Origin of the sequence: Flexithrix dorotheae DSM 6795 (assembly GCF_000379765.1) — a bacterium.
GTDB lineage: Bacteria > Bacteroidota > Bacteroidia > Cytophagales > Flammeovirgaceae > Flexithrix > Flexithrix dorotheae.
Genome location: NZ_KB903440.1, coordinates 67465 through 83578, shown reverse-complemented (window position 1 = coordinate 83578; position 16114 = coordinate 67465). Strand labels below are relative to the sequence as shown.

Below are 16114 nucleotides of genomic sequence, written 5' to 3'. Positions count from 1 at the left end.
ACTAATCAAAATAGTATTACAAAATAAACCTAGAAGATAAATGAAACTGAATTATTATTTACCTCTATTTGTGTTGGGTGTATTCTTTGGCATAAACCATACTTTGTCGGCACAAAGTAGTGGAGTAGCCATATCTGAAGACCAGGATCACTCGGCACATTCCTCAGCTATTCTGGATGTAGAATCTACTACCAAAGGAATATTGATCCCAAGAATGACAGAAGCCCAGAAAAATGCCATTGCCAACCCACAAAATGGTTTGTTAGTCTATCAGTCTGATAATACTGCTGGCTTTTATTATTATAATGGCAGCACCTGGACTGCACTTGCAGGAGGCGGTGGAGGTTCTGGAAACTATACTGCAGGAGATGGGATACTAATTAATGGAGCGACCATTTCCAATTCAAAACCTGGGAAATGGACAGATGCCAACTCAGGAAGTATATACTTTAATGACTCAGTAAGTATAAATAAAAACACTGCCCCTACCGCAGCCCTTGATGTTGGGGGAAGTATCCGGCTGGATGATGAACTCAACAAGTACAATGGCAGTACAAATGTTTTAGCAATTGATGTCACGACTTCGGGAAGTGGATTTCTTTCAACATTTGGTACTAATGGAAATAGCAATGTAGTGTTAAGTAGCCTTAATGGAGATGATAATAAAGGGTGGTTTGGGATAAGAGATGAAACTGGTGATACCAAAGCTATAATTACCATTTTAAAAGAAGGGCTGGGTTATATAAATTTAAATGGACCAAATGGAAATTCCAATGTGCAGATTTCTGCCAGTTCTTCAAACACTAATAACGGAAGTATATCAATTTTCAATGCGGACGGGAATTCTAAGGTTTTTTCTTCCATTTCAGATAGTGGTAATGGATTTATTAGAATCATTGGTGAAAATGGAAATGATAATATTCAACTATCTACACTTTCAGGTCATGCCAACAATGGATTTGTTAACGTTTTGGACGCTGATGGCAAGGCTCAGGCCCAATTGTATGTAGATGAAAATGGAGTAGGCCAGGTTTGGGCATCAGGCACAAAGAACTTTAAAGTGCCTCACCCAAATGACGATAGCAAGGAAATCTGGTATGCAGCACTGGAAGGACCCGAAGCTGCTATGTACATCAGGGGAACTTCCAAATTGGAAAATGGAACTGCAACCATAGCACTACCAGATCACTTTACATCCCTGGCGGTAGAAAAAAGTATGACGGTTATCATCACCCCACTTTCTGCTGATTCAAAAGGATTGGCTGTAACTTCAAAAAAACTTTCTGGAATAGAAGTGAAAGAGCTTTTTCAGGGAAATGGCAGTTATGAGTTTGATTGGGAGGTAAAATGTGTACGTAATGGCTTTGAAGATTACCAGCCTGTACGGCCCAAACCGGTCAATGAAACCAGTGATTTAGTTCCACTTGGGGAGGGAGGGCTTGCTCCTGGAGAAAATTCAATTGTTCCAACAGCTTCTCCCCGAAAAGGTAGTGAATAATTTTGCCCAAAAGGATATGAAAAGTATGCATCATAAGAAAAGTGCAGGCCATTATTTACTGCTCCTACTTACATTTTTGTTAGTAGGATTTAATGGCTACAGCCAGGGAGTAGAAGTAAATGGAACCACCAATCTGAATTTGTCCGGGACGGTGAAAATAAATATTTCCGGAGTAAATAATGACTTAAAAATGGAATCATCCTCAGGTATTTCAGGTGCATCAGGTAATGCATTATCTCTGGAAGGAAGTATTTTAAGTACAGTGTCTGATTTAAATTACAATGGGCAATTCCATTTTAAAGGGAGTTCTCCTGCAGAACTGGATTTCAGCGGTACCATCCATAAACTCATAGTTGAAAATTCCGGTGGGGTAACAGTCCTCCAACCAGTCACGATTTCCAATGAAATTGTATTGACTTCCGGGTTATTATCCACTGCAAACGAAGGAGATTTAACTTTTCCAGAAAATGCTTTATTACAGGGAAACGCCAACAGTTTTATTGAAGGGCCACTATCTGTTACAGTTTCCGGGATAGGTGACAAAAGTTTGTTTTTCCCCGTTGGAAAATCCGGAGAATATAAGCCTGTTACCCTAAATTTCAGCCAGGATGTTGCCGCAACAACCACCTATACTGCTGAGTTATTTACCTCGGGTATCCCAACTTTGGGTTTGGGTAGTGGTAATCTAGATAAGGTTTCAACCTCCAGATATTGGGTACTCAAAAATGGAGGTACTCCAATTCAATCAGCATCTATTGTGCTCCCAGTGGCTGAAGATGACAATGTTGCTTCAATAGAACAGGCCAGAATTGCAAAAGAAGACAATGGTAACTGGAAAGATTTAGGAGGGATCAATCTGGAACAAATTCCAGGTTCAATTACCTCCTCGTTATCCTTTACAGATCTGGGTGCTTTTGTAATTGCCAATGCTGATAATTCTTCCCCAATTCCCAGAATTCTAAGTATTTTACCAGCACAAGGGTCTGAAGGAGATACTATTACCATAAAAGGTAATTTCCTTGGAGAAAGTGAAGGACAGATAAAATTGGGAGAGACCACCCTTGAAGCCTCCCACATTATTTCATGGGCCACCAATGAAATAAAAATTATCGTTCCCGATGGTTTGACAGGAAAGGTAAATGTTGAAATTACCGTGGAAGGAGGGGCCGCACCCATTCCCTTCGATTTCCAATTTTCCATCATTTCTAAAATTGATCCATGTATCTCGTTTACTTTGAGCACTACAGGAAACGCTGAATTTGCCCCGGTGGGCAGTTCAACCGAAATATTTTCCACTGTTAGTGATGCCCTGCTGGTGACCAAAGCAGAACTTTATATCAGGGGCATTTCCGAAAAAAACTGGCGGTCTCCAATTTCTCCTAGTGAAAATGAAAATAAATTCTTTTTCAATCTAACTCCGGAGGAGGATGAAATTGGTTATGAGTTTTACTTTAGGTATGAATTAGACGGTTGTGATCCTGATTCTACGAGTATAAATTTGATTTATATTGAATTTCCCAATGGTAAAAACCTGAGTCATTTAAGGCCAGGAGATAAAATTTCTGACTATCATATTTTCTCGGTGCCTTATCAACTGGACAATGCTGCGGTTTCGGCTGTATTAGAAGGAGATTTAGGAACTTATGATGATACTAAATGGAGATTATTCAGAGTACAAAATAGTGATTATCAGGAATATAAGGGATTTTCAGGAATTGATCCGGGAAGGGGATATATTATGATTTTTAATGTTACAGGTAAAACCCTGAATACCGGAAGTGGAAAAACACTAAAAGTTACCAAAGCACAACCCTTTACTCTATCCCTCCAAAAAGGATGGAACATGATTGGCAGCCCTTACCCTTTTAATTTATCCTGGGAAGGAGTGCTGAGTGAAAATGGCAGCACTGAAAATCTCGAAAATTTCAAGATATTATCAAATGGTGCCTACACAAACCCAACCACTCCAATATTAGAAGCCTATAAAGGAGCCATATGGTTTTCAGATGAAGCTACCCAGGTTACTATTCCTGTAATCAAGGATGAATCGGTGAATGGTAGATTAGCAGCCAGGGAACTGAAGGAAAATCCAATTGACCATGAAGACTGGGAAGTTCGATTCCAATTGAAAAATGAAAATGGATTAATTGGTAAAGGAGGGCTTGGGATGAATCCAAAATCTTCCACCACTAAAGATAACCTAGATGCCATGATGGCCCCAAGACTTGGAGAATTTTTGGACATGCATTTTCCACATGAGGAATTCTTTTACCCCTACTTTGCAAAAGACATTGTGCAAAATGAGGAAAATTATATTTGGGAATTTACAGTAGAAGGAAGCTCTGATACCAGAATGGTAAGCCTGGAATGGGACAACAGTTATTTTGGCGAAAGCGATTTTAACCTTTACTTATATGATTTGGAAAATGAGGTTAGGATTGACATGAGTGCACAAACTACTTACAGTTTTAATTATGCTGATGCTAAAAAATTTAAAGTTTACTATGGCATTGGCGCTGGAATAATTCCTGATAAAACTGCTATGGGAGACTGTTATCCAAATCCGGGAAAAGATCAAATTCATTTTCCGTTTAACTTATCTTCCAATAACCAATTCTACCAGGTTTCTATAGATATTTATGATCAGGCTGGCCGGCTTTCCAGACATCTTACAGAAGAAAATTTTCAACAGGGATTTCACGAGATGGTTTGGGATAGAAAAGATGCCAATGGTAATGACCTGGCACCTGGATTATATATTTATAAATTGAACATTTCAGGAAATGGGGAAAATATCCAATTCAACAAAAAATTGATTTTAGAATAAGGGATAATTTCCAAAGCTTATGAAAGCGCTATAGATTTCTTATAATCTATGGCGCTTTTTTATTGCAAAAAATACCTGAACCCAGGTTCCCAATAGTTTTTCAGACCTGCAAACACAAATGCCCAGCCGGTCATTTTTTAATTAGGTATGAGGAATATATAGAATTTAATAAATGTGTGTACTCAGGATTATTGATATTGCCCTATTCACCCTAATTTAGCCGAATCAATAAATAATTAACATAGAATTTAAAGTAAAATGAACTTCACAAAACACATCATTATCTCATTTTTTTTACTTCAGGTATTTTTTAATCAGGCAATGTCACAAACTGAGGGTTCTTTAGAAAAATTCCTGTTCGATCACTATGATCAATATTTAGAAAAATCAATTAGTCACCAGTATTTAAAGCTGGAGGATATTCAACCTATTATAGATAAACTGGATGAGGATAAAACTTTTAAAGTAAAAGTTTTGGGTGAATCTGTTGAAGGAAGAAAAATCAATTTATTAAAACTGGGTAAGGGAAAAACCAATGTGTTGCTTTGGTCGCAAATGCATGGTAATGAGCCAACCGCTACCATGGCCCTTATGGACATGTTCAACTTTTTTCTGGCTTCTGATGAGCTGGATGAATTCAGGGAAAAGGTTTTGGAAGAGTGCACTTTGTACTTTGTTCCCATGCTCAATCCGGATGGTGCGGAAAAATACCAACGAAGAAATGCCCTGGACTTCGATATCAACCGGGATGCACAAAGATTACAATCACCTGAGGCAAAAATTTTAAAGAAAATCAGGGATAAAACCAATGCTGATTTCGGTTTCAATTTACACGACCAAAGTACTTTATACAGTGCCGGGAAAAGTGCCAATCAGGCTTCAATTTCTTTCCTTGCTCCTGCCTACAACTATGAAAAGGATGTGAATGATGTGAGGGGAAACGCCATGAAAATTATAGGTATTCTGGATGAAACCCTTCAGCAATTTATTCCTGGCCACATAGCCAAATATGATGATACTTTTGAGCCAAGGGCATTTGGAGATAATATCCAAAAATGGGGAACCAGCACTATTTTGGTAGAATCGGGAGGTTATCCGAATGATCCGGAAAAACAGCATTTGAGAAAAATGAATTTTATTCTTCTCCTAAAAGCACTTGAAGCTATTTCCACAAAGAGTTACGAAAAGGAAACCATTGAAAGATATGAAGCCATTCCTTTCAACAAAAGGTATTTATTTGACCTGATTGTAAGAAATGCCAAGGTAGAAGTTCAGGGGAAAAAATACATTATGGATATTGGAGTAAATTATCACCAGTTTCATGAAAATGGGGACAAAGCTTTTAAATATAAAGGATACATAGTAGAACTTGGAGACATGTCCACTTTTTATGGGTATGAAGAAATTGATGCTCAGGAACAGGAAGTATTTCCAGGATTAATAAGTGAAGATACTTTTGAAAATCAGGAAGAACTGAATGAAACAAAAATCAATGAATTACTCAGCAAGGGAATCACCTTTGCTAAAGTGAAAAACCATGAAAAATCGAAAGGCCTGCCCCAAGTTCCCATCAACCTGGTATTATCTGAATCAACTCCAAAATCGGCAATTGAACTGGGCAGCCCCGCAAATTTTACTATTGGGAAAGGGAAAAAGAAAAAAACGGCTGTAATTAATGGTTTTATCTACCAAATTGGGGAAAAGGATAATAATATTCCAAATACCGTAATTTATTAATGCCCGGGAGCCAAACGCATTTTAGAGATTATCCCCTGGTAATCAATTGATTAAAACCACTAAAACACATAGATATTTCGTACTAATCGCACTAGTAGGAAAATCACAAAGTTTTATACACTAAATTAAAAACCTTTATTTTAACCTCTCGTAAGAAATGGTAAATGGCGAGTCTGAAAACTCACCATTTACCATTTTTTTCTTTCCAACCGGCACTAATTTTTTGTTAAAAGAGATCTGCACTCTCCGGTGGCCAAAAGGCTTTTATCCCAGTATTTGTATTCAGGAACCTTCTAAGGGCTTTTTTTGAAAATTTCATCAACTTATATAACCTAATTTTCACATTGAGATGTTCCGATTGTTGTTATTTTGTTTCCTTTTTTCAACAACTGCCTCTTTTGCACAGGAAGAAGGAAGCTTGGACTCCATTTTTGCGGATAAAAAATTTCATGTGATCCAACCCAGGGACAATCTTTATCGCATTGCCAAAAACCATGAAATTCCACTTCAGGAACTTAGGGAATTCAATAACTTAAACCATGATCTTATTCATCCCGGAGATACATTATTTTTTGCACATCAATATCCTGCCACACTGCCCCACCTTCCCCTTGCCAAAGAAGTAGAGGAAGGATTACCATTTTTAACTGAAGAATTTGATGAAAAAGAAAATCCAACAATGGAAGTGAAAATCCCACATGATCAAAACTTAATTTCCTCTTTAAGTTCTACAGGTTTTCTGAATGAAAATATGCTGGTAATGGTTTGTGTCTTAATATTGGCCTCTTTTTTCCTGCTTTTCATCATTATCATTTCCAAAAAACACAAAAGAGAAGAGGAATTAACGCCTTTGGAAACAAAGATTTTAATGGAACAAATGAATGCCAATCAGGCCAATCAGGGATAATTCATTCAAAGTCCTCTTTTTTTACCATTCTTGCAAAATCTTACATTAAAGTCACAGGTAAATTTCCACACTTACAGGCATTGATATTTTCTGGGTTAGTTTAATTCATATACCATTATTAACAGAAATAATCTCTGTTTAAAGGTATTATGGGCTAGTTTTATCCCATTCAACCACCAATGAATTATGATAACCAGCCGGGAAACACACAAAAGTATTCTGCTTTTTATTCCATTCATCACTCTTATAATTAATAATATTTATGCCCAAAAAGTACATACCTACTGGCCTGAATTTAATCCGCAGAGCCACAGTTTTAAAGTAATAACTTTAGATGAAGAAGGGGCATTAGTATTTGAAAAAGCGAACTCTTTACAGTCGAAAAAGAAGTACACCTATTCCATTATACATTACAATACTGATTTTTCTGTCAATAAAAAATATATACTGGAGATGGAAAAATCATTGGATTATAAAGGCACTGACAAAACAGACGGGCATATTTATTTTCTGTTTGCCTCCCATAAAAAGGCCTTCATGGAAATCATAAAATTAGACCTGAATCAAAAAAAACTTGAAAAAACCAGAATTGAAACCCTGAGAGGGCTTCAGGGAATCTCATTTAAAGTAATAAAAAACTCGCTTTTTGTAAAAGCCAACTCACGAAATTCGTCCATGGTTTTTCAGGCCGGGCTCAATCAGGAATGGGTAAAAGGTATAAAAGTGATTTATACTCTCTCCCATAAAAATGCCCAACTACTGGCCCTGAAAAAGCAAAAATCAGGCAAGGGAATAATGGTGAGCAGTCAAATTACCTATCATCACCAAAAGCGAATTAATTTTAAATCATTCAACTTAGAAGGTGAACTGGATCTGGATTTTGATGTGATTGGACAACCCTATAAAAATTTGTTGGATGGAAAAGTAGTCAGGATCAATAACACTGATTTACTAGTGATTGGAACTTTCACCAATTTGGAGTCAAATCTTGCTGATGGATTTTTTGTGTCCAGGATTTTGGACGGGAGACAGGAAAATATCAAATATTATGATTTTTATAAACTCGATCACTTTCTGAAAGCTTTAAGTCAGAATGATCAGGCAAAATTCAACAGAGTTAAAAAAAAGCTGGAACTTCAAAATGGAAATCCTCCCACCTTTCAATATCAATTATATATTCATGACATAGTTGAGCAAAATGGGACATATTCCATTATCGGTGAAGAATTTGAATCTACATTTCTCAAGGAAATCGTAGATGAAACTACCGGAATGGTAGCTCCAGAGGCTTTTGAATATAACCTGGACAAGCCGAGTTTTAAAATTTCCAAAGCCATAATAGCCAGTTTTGACCAGCAGGGAGATTTGGTTTGGGAAAATTCATTTGTATTTCAAAATCTAAAATCCTTTGATCTTAATGGTGTGCTAAAGTTTAAATCTGAGGGCAGTTTATTGAAGGTCCTGTATAAAGATGAGGGAATAATTCATCGAAAAATATTGGACAAGGGAGTGCTCCTAGAAGAGGCCAACACAAGTTTTAACATCCAGAAAAATGCATTTCTTGGGTTGGAAAACTGGTATGACAATTATTTTTTCGCCTGGGGCTATCAACAGAAAAGCAGCAATAAAAAGCAAAGAGAAAAAAATCTCTGCTTCAAAAAAATAACCTTATAGTAAAAAAGCTACTTCAATTCAATTTGTATGTAATAAATAAGAGAATCAATAGTAGGTAATTTCTGAAAACCATTAATGGTTAATTTCCTTAATTTTTCATTCTCCAATTCCATCCTCAATTCCCTGGTATTTAAGAATAAATCTTTTTCTTCTAGATAAGAAATTGAAATTTCGGTTACCTCCTCATCCTGATTTTCTCTAAATACCGATAGACTATGTACAGGGAGGTCCTCTTCTTTAGCCATATAAATTGTAGCCAAACCTTCCAGTTTTTCTATCACTTCATACGAGTTTCTTAAAACAGGTTTATTGATATCCGCCTCCTTAAAAAGGGCCAGTTCTTTTTCCCAGTTCACCAGTTCCCCGCTTTTTTCAATTTTATTATTGATAATATTGACTTCTTCATGTTCCCCATTCATATCCACTTTTTTTAGGGCATTCACCGGATTTTCCTGCAAATAAGCAACCTGCTGATCCACAAAACCAGCCAAATCAAAATACACTTTTTCAGCGGTTTCAGCTTTTCTCTCCGATCGGCAGCCAACAACAAAAAATAACAACAACAACAAAATTATCCTGGGATTCATTATTTCAATATTTTGAATAAAAAGGGAATTCTTTTAAACTGAAAAAGCGATAGTCTTAAATTCAGTGCAAAAATAAAAGGCACTATACAATTTATAATGCCTTTTACTAAAGAACATTTCAGTTCTTTTTGTTCCTGAAATTTTATTATTACCAAAAAATCTCGAAAGTCTCTTCTCCGATTACGATGGAAGACTGCATAATATTTTCACCAGGTCTGGTTACTTTAAATCTGCCTTTACTGCCCGTAATCACTTCCTGATTATTTACAGATTTTTGATCTGTTTTGTGAAACACAATTCCTTCCCGCACATCTTTATCATCCACTTTAATATTTAAGAAATCCTTGCCGTTTGCAATTTTCCGTTTTATGCTGGGATTTAACTCCTCCCCTTCCAACAATTTAAGAGCTGAAGAACTCTTTGGTACCCCATAGCCTATATAATTATTCCCATAGGGAAAAAGCGGACCTGATTTTTCTATAATTTCTACTAATTCCTTGTTAGTTACGGTGGGCTTGGCCTGCATTAAACAAGCCGCAAAACCTGTTATTACCGGGGCAGAAAAAGAAGTCCCTTCCATGGAATAACAGGAAACATTTGGTTTTAAATAGGATATAGAAGTTGGGCCAATACTACTGTAGCCCATTTTCATTCCATTGTTGGCGGTGGCCCCTACAGAAAGCGCTCCCTTGGCATCTGCCGGAGCAGAAACAATTCTCCAGTTTGGATCAGAACCTTCATTTCCCGCTGAAACTACTAATAAAATTCCCTTCTCATCACTGGCAATTTGAGCCGCTTTGGAAATCATGGCTGTTGCCCCATTCATTTGTTCAGGTTTATAATTCTGAGAAGGATCATCGAATCCAATGGCATAACCCAATGAAGTATTAATAATTCTAACTCCAAGACTATCCATCCATTCCATGGCACTTATCCAGTAATCCTCCTCTTCCCTACTTTCAGAATCTCCCTTTTCCGATCTTGCCAGATAAAATTGTGCTTTAGTCGCCATCCCGAAATAGGAGGAGTTCCCTTTTTTCCCGGCAATTCTCATCAAAACCTTGGTGCCATGTCCATCTGAGTAGGTTTTCAGGTTTTCAATATCCAGTTGGCCCGGATTTACAAAATCTCTTGCTCCGAGGATACTTTTACTTTTGAAAAGGTGTTTAAGAAACTTATTTTTATCTGCATTGTAAAATCCCGCATCAATCACCCCAACGGTAATTCCTTCTCCGGTTAATCCAGCCTTCATAATCAGGTTGGCCTCCATTTGAGAAATGGCCGTGGTAAACTGTACTTCCTTTGGGTTTTCGATTAGTGATTTATCGAATTCCATTTCCAAAGGAACAATCATGGTTTTTATTGGAGAAACTTTTTTTACAAATTCCTGTTTCTCCAGCCATTCTATTTGGTTCTGGGTTAAATAAGCAGTTGAGGCATTTAACCACCTGGAAGTATTTACTATCTGAATGTCATTACCTTGAACCTTTTTTAAATATTCATTTTTTACGGGAATGTCGGTATATTGAACTAAAGGCAGGTTTAATAACTTTCTGTTTTCAATAGCCTTTTCACTTAAATTCTCCTGGTATTTGTAATTAGATTCATCTTTATCAGTAAATTCAATCCAGTATTTTTGCTGTGCATTGATAAGGTGTATAACAGAAAAATAAAGAATCAGGGTGCTTAATATTTTCATATGCTAAAATGAGGTTATCAGGAAAATGAAAACTCCTGAGTATTATTTATGTCTATTGGTATTAAGTAATAAGTCAAAATTAAAAAATATCCCTGCTTACCGTAACTAATTGATAACAAGAAAGATTCAGTTAGTTAACATCATTTATGACACTTTAGAAATAAAAGACAGCGATAAGAAATTAAATTATTCACTTTCAATAAGTTAATCTAATCTAAAAAAAGAATTTTGCCAAAAGTCGGAGCCAAATAATTAAAAAAGAAAATGCCTAACCTTCAATTCATTTTGAAAGGTTTTAGTTCTTGTTTGCTAATGTAAGAAAAAAATAACCTACCTTTTTGTTAAAAAAAATGATTGACCACAAAAATAACCATAATGTGGAAAATCCCCTTACTCCTTTTTTTAAGAACTAGGTAAATCAGGCTTTATTTTTAATTCAATATTGATAAATTTAAGGCATTCTTGAATATTAATTACAGTACCCTATAGATATGAGATACAATCCAATAAACAAATCACTTTTTGAGCGAAACAGGTCCAGATTTGCTGACCAGATGAAACCTAATTCAATTGCCATTTTCCATTCCAATGATATCCAGCCCACTAGTGCAGATGGGGTTCGGCCATTTATCCAGCAAACAGATTTGTTTTATCTTTCAGGAATTGATCAGGAAGAAACCATTTTGCTAATTTTTCCGGATTGTAAGGAAGAATCACACAGGGAAATATTATTTCTAAAAGAAACAAGTGAGGAAATTGCCATTTGGGAAGGAAATAAACTGACCAAAGAAAAGGCCAGGGAATTATCTGGTATCCAGACGGTTTACTGGCTCTCCAGTTTTGAAAACTTTCTCCTTTCACTGGTTTTTGATACCGAACATATCTATCTCAATACCAACGAGCATCTCAGAGCAACTTCTGAAGTAGAAACCAAGGATGCCAGATTTATTAAATGGTGCAAAAATCAGTTTCCCCTCCACAAATTTGAAAGATCGGCTCCCATTATGCATCAATTGAGGGTAATCAAATCTGTGGAGGAAGTTGAGGCTATTCAGGAAGCATGTAACATCACAGCAAAAGCATTTGAAAGAGTACTCAAATTTGTGAAGCCCGGGGTTTGGGAATATGAAATTGAAGCGGAGATTACCCACGAATTCCTAAGAAACAGATCGAGAAGACCAGCCTATGAATCAATAATTGCCTCCGGGTTTAGCAGTTGTATTTTACATTATATCGCCAATGATCAACAATGCCGGGAAGGAGATTTATTATTAATGGATTTTGGCGCAGAGTATGGGAATTATGCGGCTGATTTGACCAGAACCATTCCGGTAAATGGAAAATTTACTGACAGACAAAAAGCTGTTTATAATGCTGTTTTAAGGATACAAAAGCAGGCTATCCAAATGCTGGTACCTGGTAATAATATTAAGGATTATCACAAGGAAATAGGAAAAATCACCGAAGATGAATTAATTAATCTGGGCCTTCTGGACAAGTCTGAAGTGGCAAAGCAGGATCCTACCAAACCCCTTTACAAAAAATATTTTATGCATGGGGTTTCCCATCATCTGGGCCTGGATGTACATGATTATGGGAAAAGAAGCCAGCCATTCGAGGAAGGAATGGTATTTACCTGTGAGCCTGGTATTTATATTAGGGAAGAATCCATTGGAGTAAGAATTGAAAATGATATTCTAATTACTGGAAAGGGCCCGGTAGATTTAATGAAAAATATTCCCAGGGAAGTGGAAGAAATCGAGAGCATAATGAATAGTTAATAAATGGCCAGGAACAAAAGCGCAAAAGGACTTTTTCTTTTACTCAGGTATATTTTTATCTCTGGATTCATGATAATGTTTTCCATTTCCGGATATGCCCAGACTAAAATCAGAGTGGCAGTGGCCGCCAGTCTGATGCTTCCACTTGAAGAGGTTAAAAAAGAATATGAGAAAGAAAACCCGGGAATTCATATAGAATTAATTGGAGGATCTTCCGGAAATCTTACCACACAGATTAAAAATGGGGCTCCATTTCACATTTTTCTCTCAGCCAACTGGGCATATCCACAAGAATTATTTAATCAGGGTTTTAGCACTCAAAACCCACAAGTAATCACAAATGGAAAAATGGCGATCTGGACAAAGTCCGAAATAACTTTAATTGAGTTGAGCGACTTTCTCCTGAATGGAAAAGCAAAAGCGATTACCATCGCGAATCCCCAATTAGCGCCATATGGATGGACAGCAAAAAAATGGCTGGAGCAAAATGGAATTTGGGAAAAAGTGAAAGGACAAATAATATATGGCCAGAGTATCAGCCAGGTAAATCAGTATATCTATTCCGGAAATGTGGAGATTGCTTTCACAGCTGTTTCAGCGGCAAATGCTGAAAAACTAAAAGGAATCGGGAACTGGTTAATAATAGAGGATGAAAATTTTCTGGTACCCAATGGCGGGATAATTTTGAAATCTGATGGGAGAAACAACAGTAAAACAACTGCCAGTTTTTTCAATTTTTTGTTGGAAAATACCGCAGTAAATATTTTCCAACAATATGGTTACACCCATAATGGTGAGCCCAAATAATCTATTTTGAAATTTATTTATTCATTTCCGTTTTAATCCGCTGGAGCATCTCCATATTTTTAGTCATACAATCCATTATATCTATGGAATAAGGGTTTTCGTCCCTTTCATCAATATGCATAAAAATTTTAAGGGCAACTTCATGGCAAATTTTGCTATCCTCGTAATTCTTCATTTCATAGTAAATTTCTCCCTCCAGCATAAGCAACTCTGCCAGTACATTTAGCTGAAAATAATTTAGCTGCCGGTGATCCTCTAACAAAACCATCAGGTCTTCTCCGGGTGTATTTTTAGCCACATGAATATCGAAATCAAAACTGACTTTACTAATTTCATTAATAATGGCAATACCCTCCTTGTAAAAACCAGTATCTTTTAGTTTTCTAATATTAGCTTTTACTTTTTTAAACTCCTCAGCCAGTTTTTCAGTGGAATTATTTTCAGACATGATGAAAATATTTTCTTTGATTAAAAGATCAATTTATTATTTGGTGGAGGAAATAAGGATCATTGGTACAATTGATAGGGTTTTAACTAATTTAAGCTTTTAGATTATAAAAAACTATTTTCAATTAATGTTCCCGAAAACAAATATTTATTTGCTTTCAAACCTCCTGTTTTATAACAAGTGTTGGGCTGGATTTAGTGTGGCACTCTACAGGATAATATTGCCTGGTGGGAAAATCTTCCCCAATATTTTAATTTCAACAAGAAAAAATGTTGAATCCCAAAATCTAGGCAAAAAAAAAGCCCACCGTTTCTGGTGAGCCTGATTAAAAGACACAATGATTTTTACATTCCAAAACCGTAATATTCTTTTTTACCACTGGTTGGATTTATCCCCTCAATCAATACCCCGCCTCTTTCATTCTCTAAAATTTTCTCCAACTCTTTAACAGTCCTGATAGGTTCTTTATTCACTTTAGTAATAATAAATCCTTCTCTTATTCCTGTTTGAGCCCTTAGCGTACCAGCGTACATTCTTTTTATTTTCAGTCCTCCTTCAATATCAAACTTACCCGCCTCTTCCTTAGAAATCTCTTCAAACTCAGCACCTATAGATTGCATTACCTCACTTTTTGGAGCAGATACTAATTTAGTTTCTCCGGTCTGTGTTTTAAGTGGTACAGTTAAAGTTTTCTTACTTCCTTTTCTAATAAATGTCACTTTTACCTCATCTCCAGGTCGGTGGCCACCAATTATTTCCTGCAGTTCTGGAACCGAGTTTATTACTCTGCCATCTATCTCTGTAATGATATCACCAGGCTTAATTCCTGCATCTACAGCACTTCCGCCCTCAGCCAGATCAGCTACATAAACTCCTTGAGAAATTTCTAATTCCGAAAAATCCACACCATGTTTTTGGCCTAACTGCTCAATTCCGGGATCAGTAATATTCAAAATACTAATGCCCATAAAAGCTCTTTGTACAGTACCGTATTTAATTAAATCTTCTACCACTTTATTGGCCAAATTGGCTGGCACTGCAAAAGAATATCCTGAATAAGCACCAGTTGGAGAGGCAATCGCAGTATTAATTCCAATTAATTCCCCATTTAGGTTTACCAATGCTCCACCACTATTTCCCGGGTTCACAGCTGCATCTGTCTGAATAAATGATTCAATAGAAGATCCGCCTCCTAAAATTCTCAAACTCCTTCCTTTTGCACTTACGATTCCGGCTGTTACTGTAGATTCCAGGTTGAATGGATTACCTACAGCCAGAGCCCACTGCCCTACTTTTACATCATCAGAGTTTCCAAATGGAATCTTTGGCAAATTATCTTCATCAATTTTAATTAGAGCTAAATCAGTGGATGGATCTGTTCCGATTACTTTTGCCGAATATTTCCTTTTATCATATAAACTTACTTCCAAAACATCGGCATCCTCTACTACGTGATTATTGGTTACAATATATCCATCTTCACTTATGATCACGCCTGATCCACTACCTTGCCTTGGTTGAGGACTTCTTCCCATGTTTTCATCTTCGAAAAAGTACCTGAACATGGGCGGAACTTGCTGAGCCTGAGGATTACTTTTCCCCATAACCGTAGAAGTAATATGGACAACTGCCGGGGTAACTACCTCTGCAGTTCCTGAAAAATCAATACTTATTCCGTCATTAGAATTACTGAACTTTGCTACCTTTCCTATACTTTGGGCAGGTTTTTCAATAATTACTGTTTTATCTTCACCTAAATATTTATAGCCACCTATCGTGATCAGACCACCCAGAATGGCTGTTCCTAATGTTTTCGCAAATCCTTTCATAATGTGTTATGCTTCAGTTTTAATTTCAAAAAAATTTAAATTGAACCAGATCTTTTTTGGTTTAAATTCAATATTTCTCCTTGTTCTTATTTGGAGAATAAAAAAATAATAATCTATCAATTTTAACAATCGTGAACGTAAATTAATCGTCCGTAGATTACTTGTAGTGAGTATTTAACAGAATTTAACCGGTTTTTAACGTTATTTAAAAATTAGACTTTACTTTTAGATTCCCTCCTTTTTCAAGTCTGTTTTTGCTTTTTGTCCTCTTTAAATCAAGTGCTGTACCATCTCCGTTAACCGTAGTTTTTACTGCCATA

11 protein-coding genes are annotated in these 16114 nt (G+C 36.4%); 7 read left to right on the top strand and 4 right to left on the bottom strand.

Annotated elements, in window-relative coordinates; all coding sequences use genetic code 11:
- Positions 1-40 precede the first annotated feature (40 nt).
- The 5 genes from A3EM_RS0113965 to A3EM_RS0113940 all read left to right on the top strand — a co-directional run bounded on the left by A3EM_RS0113965 (position 41) and on the right by A3EM_RS0113940 (position 8643).
- On the top strand, positions 41-1498 hold the full coding sequence (locus A3EM_RS0113965; RefSeq protein ID WP_020528839.1) for a hypothetical protein: 1458 nt from the start codon (positions 41-43) through the stop codon (positions 1496-1498).
- On the top strand, positions 1461-4325 hold the full coding sequence (locus A3EM_RS0113960; RefSeq protein WP_211211968.1) for an IPT/TIG domain-containing protein: 2865 nt from the start codon (positions 1461-1463) through the stop codon (positions 4323-4325). Before A3EM_RS0113965 ends, A3EM_RS0113960 begins: the two co-directional genes overlap by 38 nt.
- A 258-nt stretch (positions 4326-4583) precedes the next feature.
- Positions 4584-6062, top strand: coding sequence for a M14 family metallopeptidase (locus tag A3EM_RS0113955; RefSeq protein WP_020528837.1), 1479 nt, complete (start codon positions 4584-4586; stop codon positions 6060-6062).
- A 361-nt stretch (positions 6063-6423) separates the two neighbouring features.
- A complete protein-coding gene (locus A3EM_RS0113945; RefSeq protein WP_169513361.1) occupies positions 6424-6969 on the top strand; it encodes a LysM peptidoglycan-binding domain-containing protein in 546 nt (181 codons plus the stop codon).
- 186 nt (positions 6970-7155) lie between these two features.
- Entirely contained in the window at positions 7156-8643 is a 1488-nt protein-coding gene (locus tag A3EM_RS0113940) for a hypothetical protein (RefSeq protein ID WP_020528834.1), read from the top strand.
- A gap of 8 nt (positions 8644-8651) precedes the next feature.
- On the opposite strand, the gene A3EM_RS0113935 is transcribed toward A3EM_RS0113940, so the two are convergent.
- Positions 8652-9230, bottom strand: coding sequence for a hypothetical protein (locus A3EM_RS0113935; protein ID WP_020528833.1), 579 nt, complete (start codon positions 9228-9230; stop codon positions 8652-8654).
- A 148-nt stretch (positions 9231-9378) separates the two neighbouring features.
- A complete protein-coding gene (locus A3EM_RS0113925; RefSeq protein WP_020528831.1) occupies positions 9379-10929 on the bottom strand; it encodes a S8 family serine peptidase in 1551 nt (516 codons plus the stop codon).
- A gap of 491 nt (positions 10930-11420) precedes the next feature.
- Between A3EM_RS0113925 and A3EM_RS0113920 the strand changes: the two genes are divergently transcribed.
- Positions 11421-12710 carry an aminopeptidase P family protein gene (locus A3EM_RS0113920; protein WP_020528830.1) on the top strand — a complete coding sequence of 430 codons (1290 nt, stop codon included), beginning with the start codon at positions 11421-11423 and terminating at the stop codon, positions 12708-12710.
- Between the two features lie 3 nt (positions 12711-12713).
- Positions 12714-13517, top strand: a complete 804-nt coding sequence (gene modA / locus A3EM_RS42395; RefSeq protein WP_083925232.1) for a molybdate ABC transporter substrate-binding protein — start codon at positions 12714-12716, stop codon at positions 13515-13517.
- Between the two features lie 13 nt (positions 13518-13530).
- On the opposite strand, the gene A3EM_RS0113910 is transcribed toward modA, so the two are convergent.
- Together A3EM_RS0113910 and A3EM_RS0113895 are read right to left on the bottom strand one after the other, a co-directional pair.
- Complete coding sequence (locus A3EM_RS0113910) at positions 13531-13965, bottom strand: hypothetical protein (RefSeq protein WP_020528828.1); 435 nt, start codon at positions 13963-13965, stop codon at positions 13531-13533.
- Positions 13966-14309: 344 nt separating this feature from the next.
- Positions 14310-15794, bottom strand: a complete 1485-nt coding sequence (locus tag A3EM_RS0113895; protein ID WP_020528825.1) for a Do family serine endopeptidase — start codon at positions 15792-15794, stop codon at positions 14310-14312.
- Between the last annotated feature and the right edge of the window lie 320 nt (positions 15795-16114).

Bases quoted from the DNA above. Each gene is read 5' to 3' on its own strand.
- A3EM_RS0113965 (WP_020528839.1), top strand. From the start codon at position 41: ATGAAACTGAATTATTATTTACCTCTATTTGTGTTGGGTGTATTCTTT.
- A3EM_RS0113955 (WP_020528837.1), top strand. From the start codon at position 4,584: ATGAACTTCACAAAACACATCATTATCTCATTTTTTTTACTTCAGGTA.
- A3EM_RS0113940 (WP_020528834.1), top strand. From the start codon at position 7,156: ATGATAACCAGCCGGGAAACACACAAAAGTATTCTGCTTTTTATTCCA.
- A3EM_RS0113935 (WP_020528833.1), bottom strand. From the start codon at position 9,230: ATGAATCCCAGGATAATTTTGTTGTTGTTGTTATTTTTTGTTGTTGGC.
- A3EM_RS0113925 (WP_020528831.1), bottom strand. From the start codon at position 10,929: ATGAAAATATTAAGCACCCTGATTCTTTATTTTTCTGTTATACACCTT.
- A3EM_RS0113920 (WP_020528830.1), top strand. From the start codon at position 11,421: ATGAGATACAATCCAATAAACAAATCACTTTTTGAGCGAAACAGGTCC.
- modA (WP_083925232.1), top strand. From the start codon at position 12,714: ATGGCCAGGAACAAAAGCGCAAAAGGACTTTTTCTTTTACTCAGGTAT.
- A3EM_RS0113910 (WP_020528828.1), bottom strand. From the start codon at position 13,965: ATGTCTGAAAATAATTCCACTGAAAAACTGGCTGAGGAGTTTAAAAAA.
- A3EM_RS0113895 (WP_020528825.1), bottom strand. From the start codon at position 15,794: ATGAAAGGATTTGCGAAAACATTAGGAACAGCCATTCTGGGTGGTCTG.